Below are 20,362 nucleotides of genomic sequence, written 5' to 3'. Positions count from 1 at the left end.
TTACAGCACCTATAGTAGAAACGCTTTTTTCCTGTTTGCAGTCTGCAAGCGATGATGCTTTTACATACGGTTTTTACTATCTTATTAGTTATGCTTTTGTATTCTTTTTTTATTTCCACTTAAATTAACAAATGTATACCTTGCAGATTCATAAAATCGCATACGTGTACTGTAGCGATCAATCGAAAGAGGCCATAACCGGGCCTCGACAGGGAACCCATTAAAAAGCAACTCTTTATGAAGAGGATTGGAGTATTTACATCAGGAGGCGACGCGCCGGGCATGAACGCATGCATCCGGGCGATTGTACGGACAGCCGTATATTACGGATTGGAAGTTTACGGTATCAGAAGAGGATACAACGGCATGATCAAGGGCGACATCTTTAAGATGGAGTCGATAACTGTGAGCAATATTATACAGAAAGGCGGCACCCTACTTAAGTCGGCGCGCAGCAAAGAGTTTCTGACAAAGGAAGGCAGACAGGCAGCTTACGAACAGCTCAAGGCCCATGGCATTGAGGGGCTGGTGGCCATCGGCGGCGACGGTACCTTTACCGGGGCCAACATCTTTTACGAGGAGTACGGCATCCCGACCATCGGAGCACCCGGTACCATCGACAACGACCTGTATGGCACGGACTATACCATTGGCTACGATACGGCCGTGAACACAGCCCTCGACGCCATCGATAAGATACGCGACACAGCTGACAGCCACGAGCGTGTGTTTTTTGTGGAGGTGATGGGCCGTGACTCAGGCTATATTGCTATACCTTGCGCTATTGGCGGCGGTGCTGAGATCGTGATGATCCCGGAAACTGACACGTCCATTGATTTTGTGATAGAGCAGTTGAGAGCTGGCTGGAGCCGTTCCAAGACTTCCTTTATCGTGATTGTGGCAGAGGGCGACGAAGAAGGCAGCGCCACCGAGATCGCAGCGAAGGTATCGCAGCAGATCCCGAACATGGATGCCCGCGTAACGATACTGGGCCACGTGCAACGCGGCGGGGCGCCGACTGCGGCCGACCGCATGCTGGCCAGCCAACTTGGTATCGCCTGCGTGGAAGGCCTGATGGCAGGGCGCACCAACGAAATGGCCGGTATCATTAATCGCGAGCTGGTATACACGCCTTTCATCGAGACCATTACTAAGCAGAAACTGATCAACCCGAACTTCACCAAAATGGTGGATATACTGTCGGTATAACCAAGCTATACCTGAAAACGGCGCGGCCGGCTATCACAATAGCCGGCCGCGCCGTTTTTATACCTTCCCTTGTGCTGCGTCCTGCATCTGCTGCCTTATAAAACGTAGTATCTCATCCCACTGCCCCGGATGAAACCAGGTATAGTCGGCATGTTTGTGAAACCAGGTGAGTTGTCGCTTGGCGTAGCGGCGGCTGTTGCGTTTGAGCAGGCGCACCGCTTCCTCCCAGTCATACTGCCCCTCCAGGTAATCAAATATCTCTTTGTAGCCCACTGTTTGCAGCGCATTGTGTGCACGGTACGGGTACAGGCTTTTGGCTTCTTCCAGCAGGCCCTGCTCCAGCATCAGGTCCATACGGCGGTCGATGCGCTCGTACAGTTCCTGTCGGTCGCGCGTCAGCCCAATTTTGATAATATGAAAAGGCCTCTCCCGGGTACCTGCTTTCCGGAAAGCCGAGTAAGGCTGCCCGCTTGAAAGGCATACCTCCAGTGCGCGTATAACACGCTGCGGATTGGCCTTGTCTACCCGCTCATAATACGTGGGGTCAAGCTCTTGCAACTGCTCCAGCAATGGCTGTAGTCCCTCCTGCTGATAACGGGCAGTCAGGTTTTCGCGCACGGCAGTATCTGCCTCAGGCATTTCGTCCATCCCGTCGGTCACCGCTCGCACGTACAGCCCTGAGCCACCTGTCAGGATCACGGCCTCGTGCTGCTGAAACAGCTGCCCGGCCAGGGCCAGCACATCCTGCTCATAAGCGCCTGCATTGTAGGTTTCCGTGATCGGGTGCGAGTCCACAAAATGATGCCGTATACCTTGCTGCTCCTCCTGGGTAGGTTTGGCCGTGCCAATCGACATCTCCTGGTAGAACTGGCGGGAGTCAGCCGAAATGATTTCGGTGCCGAAATACTGCGCCAGGCGCACGCAGAGGTCGGTTTTGCCCACGGCAGTAGGACCAACAACTACGATCAGAAAACGGGGGGATGGCGTTGCAGACATGGGCGGGACAGACAATAACTTCGTGTTTATGCCACAAATTAACTCCCTTTCTTGTTATTCAGGAAGCAAAAGTGCCATTGCTTTTGTTTTTTTACTAATTTATGGGTTTAAACGACAACGGAACCACACCAGATGCCACTGATACCTAGCCAACAAACTACTGAAAGCCTGACAATGCTTGCTGAGAACCTGCTCCAGGTGCTTAGTCAGCTCTATCCTGCTGACCATGCCCTGCTTGTTGCTTCCGCTGCAGGGGAGCTGCTTGCTGCCAACCCCAAAGCTGAAACTATACTCCCTGTAGAGCAGGGTATAGGTATACGTCCGCTGGTTGGCCTGGCTGATGAAGATGATTTTGCGGCCTTTAAGGTTTCACTGGCTCAAAAAGATAAAGCGACAGGCAAAATAAAAGACCGTCAGGACAACCTAAGAACCTTCCACTGCCAGCAGCTGCAGTTTCAGGGGCAGGCTTTCCTGTGCTTTGACATCCCGGAGAATGTAGCCGCAGAAGCTGACGACTCAAGTTATCATAACCTGTTCGACGACAGCGCAGAGCCTCTGTTTGTCCTCGATCACGATGGTATTTTCATCGACATTAACCAGAGCGCTTCGGACCTGGTGCAGTTGAAGAAAGAGGAGATCATTGGAAAATCTCTGTTCAAGCAGTTTGAACTTAACCTATTTGAGCGGGTAGCCTTGCGCAACCAGCTGCAGACTACCCTGAAAGGCGAACCACAGCGCTTTGAGTGGTGGCTTCGTGAAACAGAGCAGGAACTGATGCCAGTTGAGATCTCTCTGAAAAAGGGCAGTTTCAATGGCCAGACCGTTATTTTTGGATCAGCCAAGAATCTGTACGAAGCAGTTGGAGCGGAACGCAATGTGCGCTTCCGCAATCACCAGCTCGAATTCGTCAACCACCTGATTACGAATCTGTCGGGCTCTGAGAGCCGCGAAGATGTACTGCGCTATACCTTGAACGAATTGCTGGACAAGACTGATGTTATCGGCGGTGCCGTCTATACCTACGATGCTACTTCTGGCAAAGCATTTCTTTCCTATAACACAGGCGAGACGCCATCCGGCTACCTCCCGACCTCTATTCCGTTGCCTGTGACGCAGGCTGAGCAGCTTGCCAAACCTGAGCGTCGCAAAGCTCTGCACGACACCATTCAGCAAATGGAAGATTTGCTGGGTCAGCACCTAACCGTGCTGCCTGTCAGTTCAGAGGCCGGCCTAACGGCACTCCTGCTGGTATGGCCAGGGCATGATGCCAAAATTACCCAGTCGTTTATGTCGCTGCTTGACTTTATCGGAGGCGCCATTGGCAACTACATCGCCAAGCATGATCTGCAGCTCAAGCTCTCCCATACCGAGGATAAGTACAAGATCATGTTTGAGTCCACTTACGACGCCATCCTGCTTTTCCGGGACGGTATTGTGGTAGACTGCAACGAGAAGGCACTGGAGTACTTTAGATGCAACCGCGAAGACCTCGTAGGCAAGACTCCAGATGACTATTCGCCGGAGTATCAGCCGGACGGTATGCGCTCGTCGGAGAAAACAGCCATGCTGACCGAACAGCTTATGGCGAACGGGAAACCGATCACCGTTGACTGGAAGAACATCCGCAAAGATGGCACCACCATGGACACGGAGCTCAATCTCAACCGCGTGATGATCGACGGCGCTTACCATATTCTGGTGTTCAAGCGCGACATTACCCAACGCAAGCAGGTGCAGAACTCCAAGCGCCGCGAGGAAATCGCCCGCGAGTCGATGGCCCATTTCCGCAGCTTCCTGGAGAAAGTAAACCTGATCTACTACAGCCTCGACAAAAACGGCAACATCGCTTACGCCAACGATTACTTCCTGACCTATGTAGAGTACTCACGCGAGGAGCTGATCGGGCAGAATTTCTATGAACTGCTGGTCCCTGAGCCTGACCGCGAGACTCGTTTTAATGACTTCAAGCGATCCATCGAAACCAGGCAGCTGAACTCATACTACGAGCGTGACCTGATCACCAAGTCAGGTCAGGTGAAAACTGTGCGCTGGAACTGTATGTTTGAGTACGGCCCCGAAGGTGACCTGATTGGCTTGACCAGCGTGGGCAAGGACATGACCGATAAGCGTATTGCCATGGAGGCTCTGAAAGACAATAAGATCCGTCTGCAGGACCTATTCGACAATGCGCACGACCTGATCCAGAATATCTCGGTAGATAACAAGTTCATCTTCGTGAACAAAGCCTGGAAAGACCGCCTTGGCTATACCGATCATGATATTGAGTCACTCACGCTCAACGACATCGTGCACCCTTATTACAAGGCCAAGCTGATCTACCAGCTGCGCAATCTGTACAAGGGTGAGAATGTGAACAAGATGGAAACCGTGTTCCTGACCAAGGCTGGCAAGCCCGTACACCTGATCGGTTCCATTACCTGCAGCTGGCAGGACGGTCGTCCGGTGGCAACGCGCGCCATCCTGCACGATATCACCGACCGCATCAAGGCCGAGCGCCTGCAGAAGGTATACTACAGTATTGCAAACCTGGCGATCAGCAGCAAGGACCTTAACTCACTTTACTCAGCTATTCACCGCGAACTGAGTAAGATCATTGAGACGCGCAACATCTACATTGCGCTCTGCGATAACGATCACCGCCACCTGCACTTTGCCTACCTGGTCGATCAATTTGTGGACAAATCGTCCAAGACGCAAATGCGCCGACAGTTTTCACACGGTCTGTCAGAGTATATCATCGAGACAGGCAAGCCACTTTACATGCAGAAGTCGGAACTGCTGGACCTGGCCCGGGAACAGGACATCACCATACATGGCGCTATACCTGAGGTCATCCTCTGCTCCCCACTGGCTATCGGCGATCGCATTATCGGGGTAATTACATTGCAGGACTACCAGGACCCGAATGCCTATGTGCATACCGACATCGAGATTCTGCACTTTATCTCGAATCAGGTGGCACTTGCCATTGAGCGTAAGCGCAACGAAGAGCAGATCAACAACCAGAACGCCCGCCTCAACGCCATCTTTGAATCCGGTACGCACCACATGTGGTCGCTCAATCGAGAGTTGGAGCTCACCTCATTCAACCAAAACTTTGCGACAGCCTTCTTCAACAGAAGCGGGCAGGAACTGGAGCTTTACACCAGGCTCAACGACAAAAATGTGGTAAACTTCCATGAGAACTCCTTTGAGTTCTGGAATGAGAAGTACGTACTCGCCTTCAATGGGCAACCGCAGCATTTTGAAGTGCACCTGCACAATCCGGAAAGCTGGCGAGAGGTATACCTGAACCCGATCTACCTGGAAGACGGAAGCTTTGAGGAGATATCAGGTATAGCCCTTGACATCACAGACAAGAAACGCTCCCAGCTGGCACTGGCCCAGAGTGAGGTGAAGTTCCGTAGCATATTCGAGTCCTTCCAAGACGTGTATTACCGCACGACCATGGGTGGTGCCTTTGAGCTGGTCAGCCCTTCAGTGTACAACTTACTGGGGTATAATGAACAGGAAGTCCAGCGTATTTCATCAGAGCAACTGTATGCCAATGCAGCTGACCGGGTGCTGGTAAAAGAGCGGGTACTGGAACAGGAGAGCATCCGTGACTTCGAGATAGAAATGGTCTGCAAAGACGGCTCTATTAAAACCGTACTGCTCGATGCACGCCTCACCTACGACCAGCAAGGACAGCCTGCCGGTATGGAAGGTGTACTGCGTGATGTATCCGAACTGAAGCGCACACAGGTCGCGCTGCTCAAAGCCAAAGAAGAAGCAGAGAACCTGCTCAAGGTGAAAACACAGTTCCTGGCCAACATGAGTCACGAGCTGCGTACACCTATGAACGGTATCATCGGTATGATTGACCTGCTGAGTCAGATCGTGAACGACGAGGAGCAGAAAGAGTATATCGATACGCTGCGCAAGTCTTCGGATGCCCTGCTGGCGATCCTGAACGACATCCTCGACCTGTCGAAGATGCAGGCTGGCAAGCTGGTACTGCACGAGAGCGGCATGGACCTCCACGACACGCTCAACAAGATACACTCGCTCTTTGCAAACCGGGCCCAGCAAAAGGACCTGCACTTTACCTACACGATAACGCCGGAGACACCACGCTATGTGCTCACCGACGAAACGCGTTTCCTGCAGGTGCTTTCCAACCTGACTTCCAACGCCATTAAGTTCACGAACGAAGGAGAAGTGAGCATACACGTAGATGCCGAACCACTGAAGAAGGGTCAGGAGTATATGCTGAAAGTGCGGGTGAAGGACTCAGGTATAGGTATAACCGACGAAGACCAGAAACTGCTCTTCACTGACTTCACCCAGCTTGATAACTCGTCTACCAAGACCTTTGGTGGCACAGGTCTTGGACTGGCTATCTCGAAGCAGCTCACCCACCTGCTTGGTGGTGCCATCGGGGTGGAGTCGATACCGAGTGACGGTAGTACCTTCTGGTTCACGATAAAAGTGAAGAAAGCCAACAGCGAAGAAGTGGAAGCACAGCTACAGCGCATGCAATTGCAAAACGCCGAAGCTGAGGTGCTGGACTTCACACCTTATGTACTGCTGGTAGATGACAACCAGATCAATCAGAAGGTGGCCTTCAAGCTGCTGGAGCGCCTGGGATGCCGCACCGACGTGGCCTCCAACGGCTACGAAGCTATTGACAGGGCGCTTAACAACGGTTACGACATGGTGTTCATGGACATTCAGATGCCAGAAATGGACGGCGTAACGGCTACTTCAATTATCCAGGAGAAGTTGGGCAATGACAGTCCGCCGGTAGTGGCCATGACCGCCTACTCGATGCGCGAAGATGCCGAGAAGTTTATGAGCCAGGGCATGGATGATTATATCTCCAAGCCGGTGAAAAGTTCAGACCTGTACAAAGTGATCATGAGATGGCATGAGCTGAACTGGAAGCGCGACAAAGCCGGTGGGCTTACTGCTGCCATAGACGATGATTCGGAGGCCGATGCTATACCTGTGATCGACCTTTCCATAACAGAACAACTCAAAGAGATTGGAGGGGCGGAATTTGCGCGCCAGTTGTATGTGGAATTTGAACAGGAAGCTGGTGAATTGCTCGAAGAGGCCAAAAAAGAGCTGGAGGCACAACAATACAAAAGTATTTTAAGTACATTGCACCAACTTAAGGGGACCGGCTTTACACTTGGCATCAACCAGGTGGCCGAGCTAGCCAAAATCCTGGAGCATGACATAAAACATGACCAGTACGATAACGTAAGAAATAACTTCGCAAAGCTGCTGGCCCAATACGAAAACTACCGCAAAACTTATAAAGAGATCATTTTATAGTTTATTAAACCCATGGCAGACAACAAAACCATCCTGATTGCAGAAGACAGCTCTGTGATCCTGAACCTGACGAAGAAAATTCTCGAGCTTCAGAACTACAAGATCCTGACCGCTAAGAACGGTAGTGAGGTGATCAAGCAGGTAGAAAACAATAAGATCGACGCCATCCTGATGGACCTTAACATTCCGATCAAAAACGGTATGGAGTGCTCTAAGGAAATCCGTGCGCACAAAGATGAGCAGATCTCCAACATTCCGATCATTGCGGTAACAGGCAACGCCAACAATTATACCATGGAAGACTTCAAGGAAGTAGGCATCAACGAGTACCTGCCGAAGCCGCTTGATTTCGACATGCTGGTACAGACCGTAAAGAAGCACACCGGAGAGTTGTAAATGGAACTGAAGTACACGCGGCCATTTTTAAATAAGCTGGAGGATATTTTTGCGGAGTCAGATTTTGTACTGCGCTACGAGAAGGGGAATTTTAAAGCAGGTTACTGTGTGCTCAAGGACATGAAAGTAGCTGTCGTGAATAAGTACTTCAGCCTTGAAGGAAAAATCAATTGCCTGTACGACATTCTGAGAACCATTACAGTGGATGAGAACCTGCTGAGCGAGAAGAACCGACAGCTTTACCAGGATATCCGCAATCAGGAAAGAACCAATTGAAAGTAACGCTTTTAGGCACGGGCACTTCGCAGGGCGTACCGGTAATCGGTTGCTCCTGCGAAGTGTGTCGTTCTGTTGATTACAGGGACAAGCGCCTGCGTGTATCGGTACATTTGCAAGTAGGCGGCAAGAGCATCATCATCGACTCTGGTCCCGACTTCCGCCAGCAGGTGCTGCGCGAGCGCATTCGCACGCTCGATGCCCTGGTGTTTACCCACGAGCACAAAGACCATACTGCCGGCCTCGACGACATCCGCGCCTATAATTTCTCGCAGCACAAAGACATGCCGCTTTACGGCGAGCAGCGTGTGCTGGAGCAGCTCAAGCGGGAGTTTGCCTACATCTTCTCAGGTATACAATACCCCGGCATTCCCCGTGTGGAGTTGCACCCTATTACCGAAGAGCCTTTTGAGATCGAAGGCGTACCTTTCATCCCAATCCGGGTAAAGCACTATAAACTGCCCGTGCTGGGCTATCGTGTCGGAGATTTCACCTACATCACCGATGCCAATTACATTTCGGAAGCCGAAAAGGAAAAGGTGCGGGGCTCGAAGGTGATCGTGCTCAACGCCCTGCGCCAGGAGCCACACATTTCACACTTTTCGCTACAAGAGGCTGTTGAGCTGCTTGAGGACCTGCAGCCGGAACGCGCCTACCTGACGCACATCAGCCACTTGCTGGGTCTCCACCGCGAGGTAGAACTCACCCTCCCCGACTTTATCCGACTAGGCTACGACGGCCTGCAGATTGAGGTATAAATGCACCAGAATTACTACTTTTTAAGACAACTATCCGAGCAGCTGCGCAGCCGGCTGGTTGGAATGGAGCTTGTCACCTGCTTCAGTCAGAACAAGGACGAACTGGTGATAGGCTTTGCTGAAGGGGAGCGGGAGTTATATATCCGTGCCTCACTGACGGCCCACTTTTCATCGCTTTCTTTTCCGACAGAGTTTAAACGGGCCAAGGCTAATACGATCAACCTTTTTGGGGAGCTGTCAGGGCAAACCGTACAGGATGTGGTGCAGCACCTGAACGAGCGCAGCTTTAACCTGACGCTGAGCAATGGCTATACCTTGCTGTTCAAGCTCTTTGGCAATCGCTCCAACATCGTGCTGTTTCAGGATGAAGAGCCGCTCAAGCTTTTTCACAAAAAATTCGGCGCTGACCTGGAGCTGGATCCACTGCAGATGGACAGACCTATCCGACAGAACTTCGAGGCCTTTGCCGCGGCTGATGGTAATCTAAAGAAGGTATACCCTACTTTCGGCGATTTGCCTGCCCTGTACCTGGAGCAGCAAGGGTATAGCGATGCTGCACTCGAAGAGAAATGGGAACTGGTACAGACCATGCTCGAGCTACTCGATGCACCTGCGGCCTATTACCTGATCAGGCTGAACGGCAAGCTGCGGCTCTCGCTGCTACAGTTGGGAGAAGTGCTGCAGGTATACGACAACCCGATAGAAGCCCTAAACGGCTTTACCCGCAGTTACCTGAGCGAAACCGGCTTTGAACGCATCTTTGAGCAGACACAGCAACAACTTCTTAAGAAGCAACGCGCTACACAGGCGATACTGGAGCAGACAGAGGTCCGACTGCATGAGCTGCGCCATGGCCGCTCCTACTCCCAGATTGCCGACATCATCATGGCCAACCTGACCAATATTCCGCCCCGTGCCACCGAAGTGGAGCTTTATGACTTCTATACCGACCGCCAGCGCAAGTTCAAGCTCAAGGCCACCGAAACGCCTCAGAAGCAAGCCGAACGCCTGTACCGCAAAGCCAAGAAGCAGCACGTAGAAATCAGTCAACTGGAGGAGCGGCAGGAGCGAAAACTCGAGGAAGCCATTGTGCTGGAAGACGCTTTGCAGGCGCTGGAGGAAGCCAAGACTTATAAGGCGCTCAAGCTATACCTGAAAGAGCACGCCCACCTGCTCACCACGAAGCAGCAGGCCCAGCAGGAAGCACCTTTCCGTCTGTTTGAGACCGAAGGCTTTAAGATACTGGTCGGTAAAAGCGCCCAGAACAACGACCTGCTTACTCAACGCCATACCTACAAGGAAGACATCTGGCTGCACGCCAAAGATGTGTCAGGCTCGCATGTGGTGATCAAGCACCAGGCCGGCAAAACCGTGCCCACCTCCGTTCTCGAGAAAGCCGCCCAACTGGCCGCCTACTATAGCAAGCGCAAAAGCGATTCCCTTTGTCCCGTGCTCTATACCCCAAAAAAGTGGGTGCGCAAACCCAAAGGAGCCCCTGCGGGTGCCGTGGTAGTTGAGCGGGAGCAGGTGATGCTGGTGAAGCCGGAGAACCCGTTTGAGCGGAAGGTATAGGAATGGAACCGCTGGATTAGAAAAGACACTACTAGTCTCTACTAATCTTGATTCATCGCACCTCACAAAAGCATTCCTATGGAACACATATCATTACAAAAGCATCTTGATCAATTACTTACAAGCAATTGAGTGACCCAGACCGCCTAAAACTTCTAGGTCACCGAATAGGTCACTGAGATAAGTCAGAAGACAGTCAGTACAGCCTGTAAAACAAAAAAGCCCCGTTCAGTTAAGAACAGAGCTTTTGATGTGCGCGCGGGGAGATTCGAACTCCCACACCCGAAGGCACCACCCCCTCAAGATGGCGTGTCTACCAGTTTCACCACGTGCGCAGCTGATTAGGTTTGCAAAAGTATATCGAAGAGTTGAGAATTGCAACAGCCATCTATGCTCAAAACTGATTTTTTGCGGCTATTTTCCTGCAAATCCTGTCACTTAACACGAACTACACTCAAACTGTTCACACAGTCAAATACTTAACTCACTGCGGCAAAGTATAGCGAACGCCCAGGAAAAACCGCCTCCCCTGCATAGGCGCATAGTTATACTCCGTGTCAAAGCTATACCCATACGGGTTATCTACCTCTACCTGCCTGTCAAATGGGTCGAAGGGGCGCATGAGCGGGTGCCTGGGCATGAAGTTCAGCAGGTTTTTAACGCCTCCATAAAGTTCCAGCCCCTCTCTCATCGCTTTGGTGACTTGCAGGTTTTGCAGACTAAACAAAGGTGACTTTTCCGGTCTGAAGTCATTCTCCTGAACCGGCAGGTACATCGGGCCTTTGACACTGCCTGTGTAGTCCAGCGTGACACCAAGTTGCCTGAACTGGTACGATGCAGTGAAGGTGCCCGAGAACCGGGGTGCGTGCAACTGTGGAATGCGCTCTTTCTGCCCCTCACCACTATCCTGCACCTGGTATACATCCATCAGCGTAACACCGGTGTGCAGACGCAGCGGAAAGGTAAAGGCCAGCTCCGTATTCAATGCTATACCTTTGGAAATGGCATGGCCGCTCAGGTTGTCGTAAATGATCTGCGTATTGTTGGTCAGGAAATCAGCGATGATCTTGTTCGTGAAATAGGTATAGAAGGCCGCTCCCTCCAGATTCAGAAAGCCACTGCCAAGCGGAATGTAGCGCTGGTAATTCAGGTTGACGTTATAGGACTGCTCAGGCTTCAGTTCATTCCGGATAACAACTTCACGGGCACCAGTGAGGGCGGCGTGATCTTCGGTGAACAGGTTAACCACACGATAGCCATTGCCCATACTCAAGCGGAAGGTATTATCTTCGTTTGGAGCCCAGCGCATGCTTAGCCGCGGAGAAAGGATACCACCATGTGCCGAATGGTAATCGTAGCGCAAGCCAGAGAGCACGGTGAACTTATCAGAGGCTTTGAACTCGTGCTGTGCAAAGACCCCAGGCAGCGAAATGCGGTCTGGCCGGTTCCGGGCAGACTCTCCCTCTCCCGACTCAGTGGCAGGAGTGTTGTCATCATACCAGGTATAGCGGTAAGCGGTTCCCAGCAACAGCTTCTGTCTGGCTCCCAGATCACGATCCCAAACCAGTTGCCCGAAGCCCACCCGCTGATGTCCTTTGTAAACGGTTTCACCGTAAGCCGCATTCTGCTGATGATCATTGTATGAGAAGCTGAACAACAGATTTTCAGGCAAAGGCAGTTGGTAGCTTCCCAGCACTTCATAGCGACTTGTGTAAATCGACTCTCCGTATACCTGGTCGCCGCCCCTGTTTGCGGGTTGCCACTGCATTTCCCCACCAAAGCGATCTTCATAGTAGTAACGGGCTGCCAGGTTGGCCACTCGGTTTTCCGGTCGGTTCAGGCTCCACTTATTAAATACGGAAAAGCGATGCTGCAGCGGAATATCCGTAAAATTGTCGTGGTTCACGTCTCGTCGGTCGGCAAACCGGAAATAGTTTGTGCTTAGCATAGTCGATGCCCGGTTCCAGCGCTTGCTATACCCAATGTCAGCGTTCAGTTCCCGATGAGAGGTATAGAACAGGTCAGCGGAGAGACGTGGAGCCGTTGCAGGGCTTTTGGTGATAATGTTGATGAGCCCCGCCACCGCTTCAGAGCCGTACAAGGTGGAGGCCGGTCCTTTCACCACCTCTACCCGTTCGATTAAACTATTCGGGATGCCACTCAACCCATAAACCGTAGACAGGGCACTCACGATCGGCATACCATCGATCAGCACCATAGTATAAGCGCCCTCCATACCGTTGATGTGGATGTCGCCGGTACCGCATACGCTGCAGTTGATCTGCGGCTGTACCCCATTCACCATCTCAAGTGCTTCGAAAATAGCCGGTGTCGGGTTCTTCTGAAAATATTTGGGAGTATAGACCTCAACCGGCACAGGCGACTCCAGCAGGTATGTCTCACGCATGGTACCTGACACCACCACTTCGCTTAAACGGGCATCCTGAGGCTGTAAAGTTAGTTTTACTGTGCTCACTTCGCCTGCCCTTACAGTCACTGACTGCTCCTGCGCCCTGTATCCAATAGCAGAAACATTAAGTTTATATGTACCTGCCGGCACTTGATCTATCTCAAAGTTCCCATGTTCATTGGCAGTCGTGCCGATGCTGCTCCCAGCCAGGCCTATACTGGCGTAAGCAGCAGGTTTGTCTCCCGCAAGTGCCAGTCCTCTGATTTTTCCGGTTTGCGCACTGACCAGATAGGGAATTGTCAAAAACACATAAATCAGGTATAGGTACTTCATTTTCATTATCAAAGCTTGTCATCTTTATTACGAGACAAACTTAAATAAAAGTTTAGATTTACTTACAATTAATTTTAGATCTGTCTAAAAAACATAAATAGTGTTTTCCTGTTGGTGCTATATAATTATGGCAAAGTTTTGGCACTTAAAGGCTTGCGCGACTGCTATCAAAAAAACGCAAAACATTTGAGAAACGCCGAAACCTTATGCATAGCTACCAATGTTGCTTTAGCACAGAAACGAATAAGATTTTAGGGATGCCGATGGCATTTAGCTTAAGTTTCGCACATAAAGTTTGGACTATTTCGGGGGTATAACTAAATTTATACTTCTATAGAAAATAGTTATATTACTATATTTAGCCAGGGGAAGAATATGAGCATCGAGATAAAAGGACTATCGAAAGCGTATGGCAACAAATATGTGTTGCAGTCGCTTGACCTGACAGTAGAACAAGGCCAGTGCTATTGCCTGCTTGGCAAAAACGGCGTCGGCAAAAGCACTTTCCTCAACAGTATTCTCGACCTCATTAAACCTGACGATGGCACTATATCGCTTTATGGCAAGGACTACCTGAGCAATGCACTGGAAGTGAAGCAGGACCTTGGCGCTTTGTGCGAAGACAACCCCCTGATCGAAGAATTCACTGGTCTGGAGTATCTCAACTTTATAGCAAAGCTTTACAAATTGCCTGAAGAAGAGGCGCAGCAGCGTATCAACAGCCTGACCAATTACTTTTTCTCGGAGCGTGAGTCGCTGCACAAAAACATTGCTGGCTACTCTACCGGTATGAAAAAGAAAGTAGGTATTGTGGCTGCCATCCTGCATAAACCGCGCGTGCTCATCCTGGACGAGCCCTTCACAGGCCTCGACCCAATCGCAGCACAGTTGCTAGTGAAGCTGATCCGCAACTACAGCACGCCAAACCGGGTAGTGCTTATCTCGTCGCATGACCTGAACTATGTGGAGCGTGTTGCCACTCACATCGGGGTGCTAAACGACGGCCAGCTGATGTACAACGGCTCGGTACAGGAGTTTACCATGAACGGCGAAGCCCTGATCGACCAGGCCCTGTTCCAGCTCCTGCAGCCACACCACACTACCACCGACGCCGACATCGACTGGATGTTGAATTAGTTAGAGCGTTTTAGAGTTTAGGAGTTTGAGATTGTAGAGCACTCCTAAATTCCCTGACTCTCCAACTCCTAAACTCTATTACATGGATCTGATTTTATATTCCTGCAAGGCAAGACTAAATAGCTATTTCCGGCACAAGAAGATGCAGCGGGTGCTCCTGCTTGCGCTCGGCATTGTGCTGTCGGCTTTTTATGCCTGGCTGTTTACGTATCTGCTTCAGCAGGCCCGTGATGGCGGACTGAATATGGATGTCAGCCAGATGCTAGGCTATACAAACCTGCTGCTGCTGGCCTTCACGATACTGCGTGGCTTTTTTCCGGCCTACATCCCCAAAGCAGATTTCATTAACCGCATTTACCCTGTTAAACCGCTCAAGCGCTTCTGGACGGAGCTGGTAGTGGAGCTGGTATCGCCGTTTTACTTCGTGCTGCTCAATTTCCTGCTTCTGCTCTTCATGATGTCATCTGACTATACCGTGCTGTATCTGGCGCAGAGTTTCCTGGTGTTCCTGACAGCGCATATTACAAGGCGATCGCTGCAGGTGTTTATTGAGCGTCGCATCAACTGGCGCAGCAGTGCATTTTGGGGTGCTGTGATCATGGCAGGTGCATTTATAGCTTTGGAGGCGCGTGCGCCTATGTTTGAGCCTGTGAATTCGGTAATGATGCTGGTGGTACACCTGGCGTCGCTGACTTCGTTTCTGATAGCCAACTACCTGCTCGAGCAGGCGGCCTTCGAACCAAAGCGCCGCACCGTGAACTACAGCCACAATGCCCGGCGCAGCCTGGGCTGGCGCCTGTTCAAGAACCACAAAATGGCGAAACAACTGCTCATGTTTGGCTTGGGCTTTAAAGTGCTCATGCTCGGCATCGACGCGACGGTGTACACAGCCAAGGGTATCCATATGCTGGACAAGAACGCAACACTCTGGTTTTTTGTGGGTCCGCTTGTGATCTATACCTATGTGTTCAACAACGTGTGGGGCTTTTATAAAAACCTGTGGCTAACGACGGAGCGTGCTACAGGAAGCTACAAGGAATTCCTAAAGGCCAGCCTATTGCCCTTGCGCATGCCTATTCTGATAGATGCGGCCCTTGTGGTGCTATATGTGGCCTTCTTCAACCACGAACAGGCAACTTTTATTTTGCTGATGTATGCTGCTGCCGTAATGGTCCTGACGCCAATCGGAATCATAGCTTCGTTCACCAGTCCTAAGATGGTAAAAGGCGGTATTCTGAGTTTCAGTGCCAAGACCTCTTACCTCTACAGTTTCTTGTCCATGTTACTGTTAGGTCTGCTGTTTTTGCCGCTCCTGCACCCGATGCTGTACATGGTGTACCCTGTTGTGATTGCTCTGACCTTGTTCGCCATGGTCGCAGTGCTGCAGGAGTACAAGCAGTTTAAATACAAGCTGTTTGAGACGCTTTATAAAACTGAGTAAAACGCTTATAGCCTATACCTGAAAGCCCCTGACTACGCATAGTAGCCGGGGGCTTTTTGTTTGTTGGGGGTAAGTTTATGTCACTGTGTTGGTGATCGACTATACTTGTGCGGAAGGTATGCTGAACGCGACTAACCTTGAGACAAAAATGAAGAGAGAGCTAAAAGCAAAAGAGGCTGCTTACTTGCGTAAACAGCCTCTTTCTTTTCAGTGATCCCGCTGGGATTCGAACCCAGGACCCATACATTAAAAGTGTATTGCTCTACCAGCTGAGCTACAGAATCAGTACTCGTGTTTCCCCGTGTTGGGAGTGCAAAAGTAGGGCTTTTTCCTTAATTGCCAAAACCCACTTATACTATTCGCGCTTCCAAAGGTATCTGTATAGAACGAACCGACACCATTTTGGTTTAATCTTCCTAAGCATCAACCCTTTAACAGAACAAGAAAAAATTCTTTTAAGATGAAAAAAATATAGCTGCTATACCTGTATTCATCTCTTCCTGGATAGTTTGGCTCCGGTTAGGCGGGCAGCAATTCGCTTAGGTCAAACACATCTACTTCCACTTTTGCCTGCACCTCCAAGTTCAGGAACAACCGGTTCGATTTTGGCATGATGTCCTGCACACGCACTTCTTCTACAGCGCCCGTGAGCTTTAACCCTTTCAACTCCATACCTGCTTCCAGCATCCCGTTAGCCTTAATCAGTTCTCCTGTGATGATTTCAGACAGGTTTACTCTTGCCTTCTGAATGATTTGGTTATAGGCCACTTTATTGACCAGCACTTCGAGCGAAGAATTATAAAAACGGCTGGAGGTTTGGGCCTGCATGTTGAACCTGCGAATGTATACCTGCTGCGTCGCATTGTCGTAGCTTGGCGTAGCCTGCACGTACAAGTCCACATTATCGCGCTTGAGTATGGTCCTTAAAATCCGTATCCTGACCTTGAGGATGATGTCGCCGGCGCCTGCACTGCTGCCTGCCAGGCCAACGTCCAGAATCTGTGCGTAGGGGTTTGAATCCGTATCTTCGGAAGGCTTCGGTATGTATTCGCCCACCAGTTGCTTTTGGAGTACGCTTTCCAAAGCAGGGTAAGAAATAGTTACCGGCACCTGAATCTTGACAAAGTTTTCCATTGATAGACTTTAGGTAAGCTATGGCATTTAAACTCGAAACAGCCCAAAGGGTTTGGAATTGGCAACAGGGGAAATAAAAAAGCCCCAAACATAGGTTTGAGGCTTTCTTGAAGTGATCCCGCTGGGATTCGAACCCAGGACCCATACATTAAAAGTGTATTGCTCTACCAGCTGAGCTACAGAATCGGTAATAAGTTAGTGAAGAAAAGCACCTCCTTACCTATAGAAAGGAGGTACTTTTTGTGATCCCGCTGGGATTCGAACCCAGGACCCATACATTAAAAGTGTATTGCTCTACCAGCTGAGCTACAGAATCTTTTTACTAACTTGCATTCTCAAGGGCGATTCCCTTAATTGCGTTGCAAAAGTAATATCTATCTGTTTAAATGCAAAATCTTTGGTTCAAAATCTCTGGTTTTTTGCTCCTTTTTTTGGCGCTAAACACCGAACCAGTTTATAGTCAGACAGATAATAAAGCCCTATCCCAAGCTGATTCTCTCTTTAACAGCCTGCAGTACACCGAGGCTTTCACGCTCTACGATTCGTTGCTGCAGCACCAGCAGGTATACACGCCGCAGATGCTCCTCAAGATGGCCTACATCAAGGAAAGTGTGCGTGACTATACCGGAGCCATGTACTACCTGCATCTCTTCTACAAGAAGCAGCCCAGTCGATCAGTCCTCAAAAAGATGGAAGAGCTTGGCCAAACACATCGCCTGAGCGGCTACGAGTACAACGACCTGCAGTTCTTCAAAACCCAGTTTAGCAAGCACTACATGCGCATTCTGGAGCTGCTGTTGCTCGTGGCTGTGGTGACCGTGACGGTGATGTTTGTGAGCTGGCGCAAAGGGCACCGCTTCAGCCAGACATTCAAAGTAGGCTTTGTGGTATACCTGCTCTTCATCCTTTACTACATCAATTTTCTTGACCTAGGTGACGAAGGCATCATCCGCAACGATCAGGTGGCCATCATGTCGGCACCCTCAGCAGGTGCTACCTGGCTGGCTACTGTTTCGCAGGGACACAAGGTACCTATTACAGGGGAGCAAGACATCTGGTACGAGATCCGTTGGAAAGGCGAAAAAGCTTATGTGCGCAAGCACAATCTGCTGGAACTGCCGTAGTTTTTTGGCTAAAGTTGGCTAAAGGAAAATGCCCTTTAAATAAGGTAGCTTTGTGTCAAACATCAATGAAAAGAGAAGCCTGAAAGCTTCTCTTTTATATTTTTTCACACGTTCAAAAGCCCTTTGAACAAATTATTTACTTCTTTAATGGCGAGTCTTTTTCCTTCGCCATCACGTTGTACACCAGCTTATCAGCCAGACTCGGGAAGAGTTTGTTGACCCATACCGCCATCTTGCCTTGGGTAGTCATCACCAGGTCACGCTTGCGTTTGATAGTCGCCTGCAGGATACGATCAGCTACTTCTTCGGCGCTCATCATTTTCTGTTCGTCGCGTGGTGTTTCGCCTTGCTGATTCCCGTCCGCGGCAAGGGCCGTGTTGCGGATGTTGGAGGCCGTGAAACCCGGGCAGGCAATCAGTACGTGCACACCAGAATGCAGGAGTTCGGTGCGGAGCGTTTCCAGGAAGCCGTGCATCGCAAACTTAGAAGCCGAGTAGCCGGTACGGGCAGGCAGGCCACGGTAGCCGGCGATAGACGAAATGCCAATGATGGAGCCTTTCGCCGCTTGTATGTAAGGCAGCGCAAACTTGGTGCTGTATACCGTGCCCCAGAAATTGATGTCCATCACCTTACGCAGCACGTCGAGGTCGAGATCTTCAAAAAGGGCCCGCATCGAGATGCCGGCATTGTTGATCAGAATGTCCAGTTTGCCAAACCTGCTAACGGTTTCAGCTACCATACGCTCACAGTCGGCTTCCACACTCACATCCGCGTTGATCGCCAGGTTGTCTATACCTGCCGCCGTTAGTTCTTGTGCGGTCTGGTCGAGGTTCTGTTGGTTACGACCGGAGTAGGCTACCTTCGCTCCTGCCATGCCAAATGCAAACACCAGCGCCTTGCCTATACCTGACGTACCGCCCGTTACGAGTACTACTTTATTTTTCATCTTTGTCAAATCAACTTATACCTTGTCCGCTTTGCCAGGCAGACAAATATTCGGATAGCTTCCCACTCTTTGCAGGAACCAGTTACAAAACTACTATTTCTAAGGTAAATATCGTGCAGTAATTCCGTGATGGGTGGATTACTCCTATAGCTTATAAATTGCGTACCTTTGCAGGTATAAAGCAGAAACAAGATGAGTAACTATACCTCACTAAGTGAATTAGGCGAGTTTGGCCTGATCAAGCGCCTGAACGAAAAGATCGAGCTCACGCAGCCTTCTACTATCAAAGGGATTGGTGATGATGCAGCCATTCTGGAGCCAGGTGAAAAACAGATTGTGGTAACAAGCGACATGCTGCTGGAGGGTGTGCACTTCGACCTTACCTTCTGCCCGCTGAAGCACCTCGGCTACAAAGCGGTAGCCGTAAACGTATCGGATATTGCAGCCATGTACGCCAAACCGACTCAGATCACAGTAAACATCGCACTGGGAGCCAAGTATACTGTGGAGGCCGTAGAGGAACTCTATGAAGGGATGCGCCTGGCCTGCGAGAACTACGGTGTGGACCTTGTGGGCGGTGACACGACCTCTTCGCGCACCGGTCTGGTGATCAGCATAACAGCCATTGGTGAAGTTGCCAAAGGCGATGCGGTGCTGCGCAGTGGTGCCAAAGAAAACGACCTGATCTGTGTGACCGGTGACCTGGGCGCGGCCTATCTCGGACTCCAGATACTGGAGCGCGAAAAGCAGGCATTTATGGCTGACCCGGAGATGCAACCGCAACTCGAAGACAGACAATACATCGTGGGTCGCCAGCTTCGTCCGGAGGCACGCATGGATGTGATCCATGACATGAAGGAGCGCGACATCAAGCCAACCGCCATGATCGACGTGTCAGACGGACTGGCTTCGGAGCTGTTTCATATCTGTGCGCAGTCCGGTGTGGGTGCCACGATTTACAAAGACAACCTGCCCGTAGACGAGCAGACCTTGGAAGCTGCCATGGAGTTTAAACTCGACCCGATCACCTGCATCCTCAACGGTGGCGAAGACTACGAACTGCTGTTCACGGTGCCAATTTCAGATTACGACAAGGTGAAGAACCACCCCGACATCAGCATCATCGGTAAGATCACCGACAAGAGTGAAGGTATCAATCTGGCCAACAAACACGGACAGTCCTTCCCGCTGCAAGCACAGGGCTGGCAGCATTTTTAGATCTGCATATCAAGTATCATGACTTTGAAAACAAAAAAGGAAAGCTAAGCCGCTTTCCTTTTTTGTTGG

14 protein-coding genes and 4 tRNA genes are annotated in these 20,362 nt (G+C 50.6%); 10 read left to right on the top strand and 8 right to left on the bottom strand.

What is annotated here, in order from left to right; translation table 11 throughout:
* Positions 1–237 precede the first annotated feature (237 nt).
* Entirely contained in the window at positions 238–1,209 is a 972-nt protein-coding gene (pfkA, locus tag I0P70_RS05760; RefSeq protein ID WP_196115415.1) for a 6-phosphofructokinase, read from the top strand.
* A 57-nt stretch (positions 1,210–1,266) separates the two neighbouring features.
* On the opposite strand, the gene miaA is transcribed toward pfkA, so the two are convergent.
* The gene (gene miaA / locus I0P70_RS05755; protein WP_196115413.1) at positions 1,267–2,205 is read right to left on the bottom strand and encodes a tRNA (adenosine(37)-N6)-dimethylallyltransferase MiaA; all 939 of its coding nucleotides are present in this window, start codon (positions 2,203–2,205) and stop codon (positions 1,267–1,269) included.
* Positions 2,206–2,337: 132 nt separating this feature from the next.
* Between miaA and I0P70_RS05750 the strand changes: the two genes are divergently transcribed.
* From I0P70_RS05750 to I0P70_RS05730, 5 genes are read left to right on the top strand one after another with little or no spacing between them, the layout of a single operon-like run.
* Complete coding sequence (locus tag I0P70_RS05750) at positions 2,338–7,548, top strand: PAS domain S-box protein (RefSeq protein ID WP_196115411.1); 5,211 nt, start codon at positions 2,338–2,340, stop codon at positions 7,546–7,548.
* 12 nt (positions 7,549–7,560) lie between these two features.
* Positions 7,561–7,944, top strand: a complete 384-nt coding sequence (locus I0P70_RS05745) for a response regulator (protein WP_007653774.1) — start codon at positions 7,561–7,563, stop codon at positions 7,942–7,944.
* A complete protein-coding gene (locus I0P70_RS05740; protein WP_007653775.1) occupies positions 7,945–8,220 on the top strand; it encodes a hypothetical protein in 276 nt (91 codons plus the stop codon).
* Positions 8,217–8,978 (top strand): MBL fold metallo-hydrolase, encoded by a 762-nt coding sequence (locus tag I0P70_RS05735; RefSeq protein WP_196115409.1) that lies wholly within the window; start codon positions 8,217–8,219, stop codon positions 8,976–8,978. Before I0P70_RS05740 ends, I0P70_RS05735 begins: the two co-directional genes overlap by 4 nt.
* Positions 8,979–10,550 carry an NFACT RNA binding domain-containing protein gene (locus I0P70_RS05730; RefSeq protein WP_196115407.1) on the top strand — a complete coding sequence of 524 codons (1,572 nt, stop codon included), beginning with the start codon at positions 8,979–8,981 and terminating at the stop codon, positions 10,548–10,550. It abuts the gene before it with no gap.
* Positions 10,551–10,803: 253 nt separating this feature from the next.
* On the opposite strand, the gene I0P70_RS05725 is transcribed toward I0P70_RS05730, so the two are convergent.
* Together I0P70_RS05725 and I0P70_RS05720 are read right to left on the bottom strand one after the other, a co-directional pair.
* Positions 10,804–10,885, bottom strand: a tRNA-Leu gene (locus I0P70_RS05725).
* Positions 10,886–11,034: 149 nt separating this feature from the next.
* Entirely contained in the window at positions 11,035–13,293 is a 2,259-nt protein-coding gene (locus tag I0P70_RS05720; RefSeq protein WP_196115644.1) for a TonB-dependent receptor, read from the bottom strand.
* Between the two features lie 375 nt (positions 13,294–13,668).
* Here I0P70_RS05720 and I0P70_RS05715 point away from each other — a divergent pair, with 375 nt between their 5' ends.
* Positions 13,669–14,430, top strand: a complete 762-nt coding sequence (locus tag I0P70_RS05715; RefSeq protein ID WP_196115405.1) for an ABC transporter ATP-binding protein — start codon at positions 13,669–13,671, stop codon at positions 14,428–14,430.
* Positions 14,431–14,512: 82 nt separating this feature from the next.
* The gene (locus I0P70_RS05710; protein ID WP_196115403.1) at positions 14,513–15,871 is read left to right on the top strand and encodes a hypothetical protein; all 1,359 of its coding nucleotides are present in this window, start codon (positions 14,513–14,515) and stop codon (positions 15,869–15,871) included.
* Between the two features lie 211 nt (positions 15,872–16,082).
* Here I0P70_RS05710 and I0P70_RS05705 read toward each other — a convergent pair.
* From I0P70_RS05705 to I0P70_RS05690, 4 genes are all read right to left on the bottom strand, one after another.
* Positions 16,083–16,155, bottom strand: a tRNA-Lys gene (locus I0P70_RS05705).
* A 235-nt stretch (positions 16,156–16,390) separates the two neighbouring features.
* Complete coding sequence (locus tag I0P70_RS05700) at positions 16,391–17,005, bottom strand: DUF4403 family protein (protein WP_196115401.1); 615 nt, start codon at positions 17,003–17,005, stop codon at positions 16,391–16,393.
* Positions 17,006–17,118: 113 nt separating this feature from the next.
* A tRNA-Lys gene (locus tag I0P70_RS05695) sits at positions 17,119–17,191 on the bottom strand.
* 57 nt (positions 17,192–17,248) lie between these two features.
* Positions 17,249–17,321: transfer RNA gene (locus I0P70_RS05690), tRNA-Lys, on the bottom strand.
* Between the two features lie 115 nt (positions 17,322–17,436).
* Here I0P70_RS05690 and I0P70_RS05685 point away from each other — a divergent pair.
* Positions 17,437–18,129 carry an SH3 domain-containing protein gene (locus I0P70_RS05685; protein WP_230392018.1) on the top strand — a complete coding sequence of 231 codons (693 nt, stop codon included), beginning with the start codon at positions 17,437–17,439 and terminating at the stop codon, positions 18,127–18,129.
* A gap of 136 nt (positions 18,130–18,265) precedes the next feature.
* Here the strand turns inward: I0P70_RS05685 and I0P70_RS05680 are convergent, their stop codons facing one another.
* Positions 18,266–19,075: an SDR family oxidoreductase gene (locus I0P70_RS05680; RefSeq protein ID WP_196115395.1), complete on the bottom strand. Its 810-nt coding sequence runs from the start codon at positions 19,073–19,075 to the stop codon at positions 18,266–18,268.
* A 192-nt stretch (positions 19,076–19,267) separates the two neighbouring features.
* Here I0P70_RS05680 and thiL point away from each other — a divergent pair, with 192 nt between their 5' ends.
* A complete protein-coding gene (thiL, locus tag I0P70_RS05675; RefSeq protein WP_196115392.1) occupies positions 19,268–20,293 on the top strand; it encodes a thiamine-phosphate kinase in 1,026 nt (341 codons plus the stop codon).
* The last annotated feature ends 69 nt before the right edge of the window (positions 20,294–20,362 follow it).

Source organism: Pontibacter sp. FD36 (genome assembly GCF_015686655.1).
Taxonomy (GTDB): domain Bacteria; phylum Bacteroidota; class Bacteroidia; order Cytophagales; family Hymenobacteraceae; genus Pontibacter.
This window is presented reverse-complemented; position numbering and strand designations above follow the sequence as displayed.

Bases quoted from the DNA above. Each gene is read 5' to 3' on its own strand.
- pfkA (WP_196115415.1), top strand. From the start codon at position 238: ATGAAGAGGATTGGAGTATTTACATCAGGAGGCGACGCGCCGGGCATG.
- miaA (WP_196115413.1), bottom strand. From the start codon at position 2,205: ATGTCTGCAACGCCATCCCCCCGTTTTCTGATCGTAGTTGTTGGTCCT.
- I0P70_RS05750 (WP_196115411.1), top strand. From the start codon at position 2,338: ATGCCACTGATACCTAGCCAACAAACTACTGAAAGCCTGACAATGCTT.
- I0P70_RS05745 (WP_007653774.1), top strand. From the start codon at position 7,561: ATGGCAGACAACAAAACCATCCTGATTGCAGAAGACAGCTCTGTGATC.
- I0P70_RS05740 (WP_007653775.1), top strand. From the start codon at position 7,945: ATGGAACTGAAGTACACGCGGCCATTTTTAAATAAGCTGGAGGATATT.
- I0P70_RS05730 (WP_196115407.1), top strand. From the start codon at position 8,979: ATGCACCAGAATTACTACTTTTTAAGACAACTATCCGAGCAGCTGCGC.
- I0P70_RS05720 (WP_196115644.1), bottom strand. From the start codon at position 13,293: ATGAAGTACCTATACCTGATTTATGTGTTTTTGACAATTCCCTATCTG.
- I0P70_RS05715 (WP_196115405.1), top strand. From the start codon at position 13,669: ATGAGCATCGAGATAAAAGGACTATCGAAAGCGTATGGCAACAAATAT.
- I0P70_RS05710 (WP_196115403.1), top strand. From the start codon at position 14,513: ATGGATCTGATTTTATATTCCTGCAAGGCAAGACTAAATAGCTATTTC.
- I0P70_RS05700 (WP_196115401.1), bottom strand. From the start codon at position 17,005: ATGGAAAACTTTGTCAAGATTCAGGTGCCGGTAACTATTTCTTACCCT.
- I0P70_RS05680 (WP_196115395.1), bottom strand. From the start codon at position 19,075: ATGAAAAATAAAGTAGTACTCGTAACGGGCGGTACGTCAGGTATAGGC.
- thiL (WP_196115392.1), top strand. From the start codon at position 19,268: ATGAGTAACTATACCTCACTAAGTGAATTAGGCGAGTTTGGCCTGATC.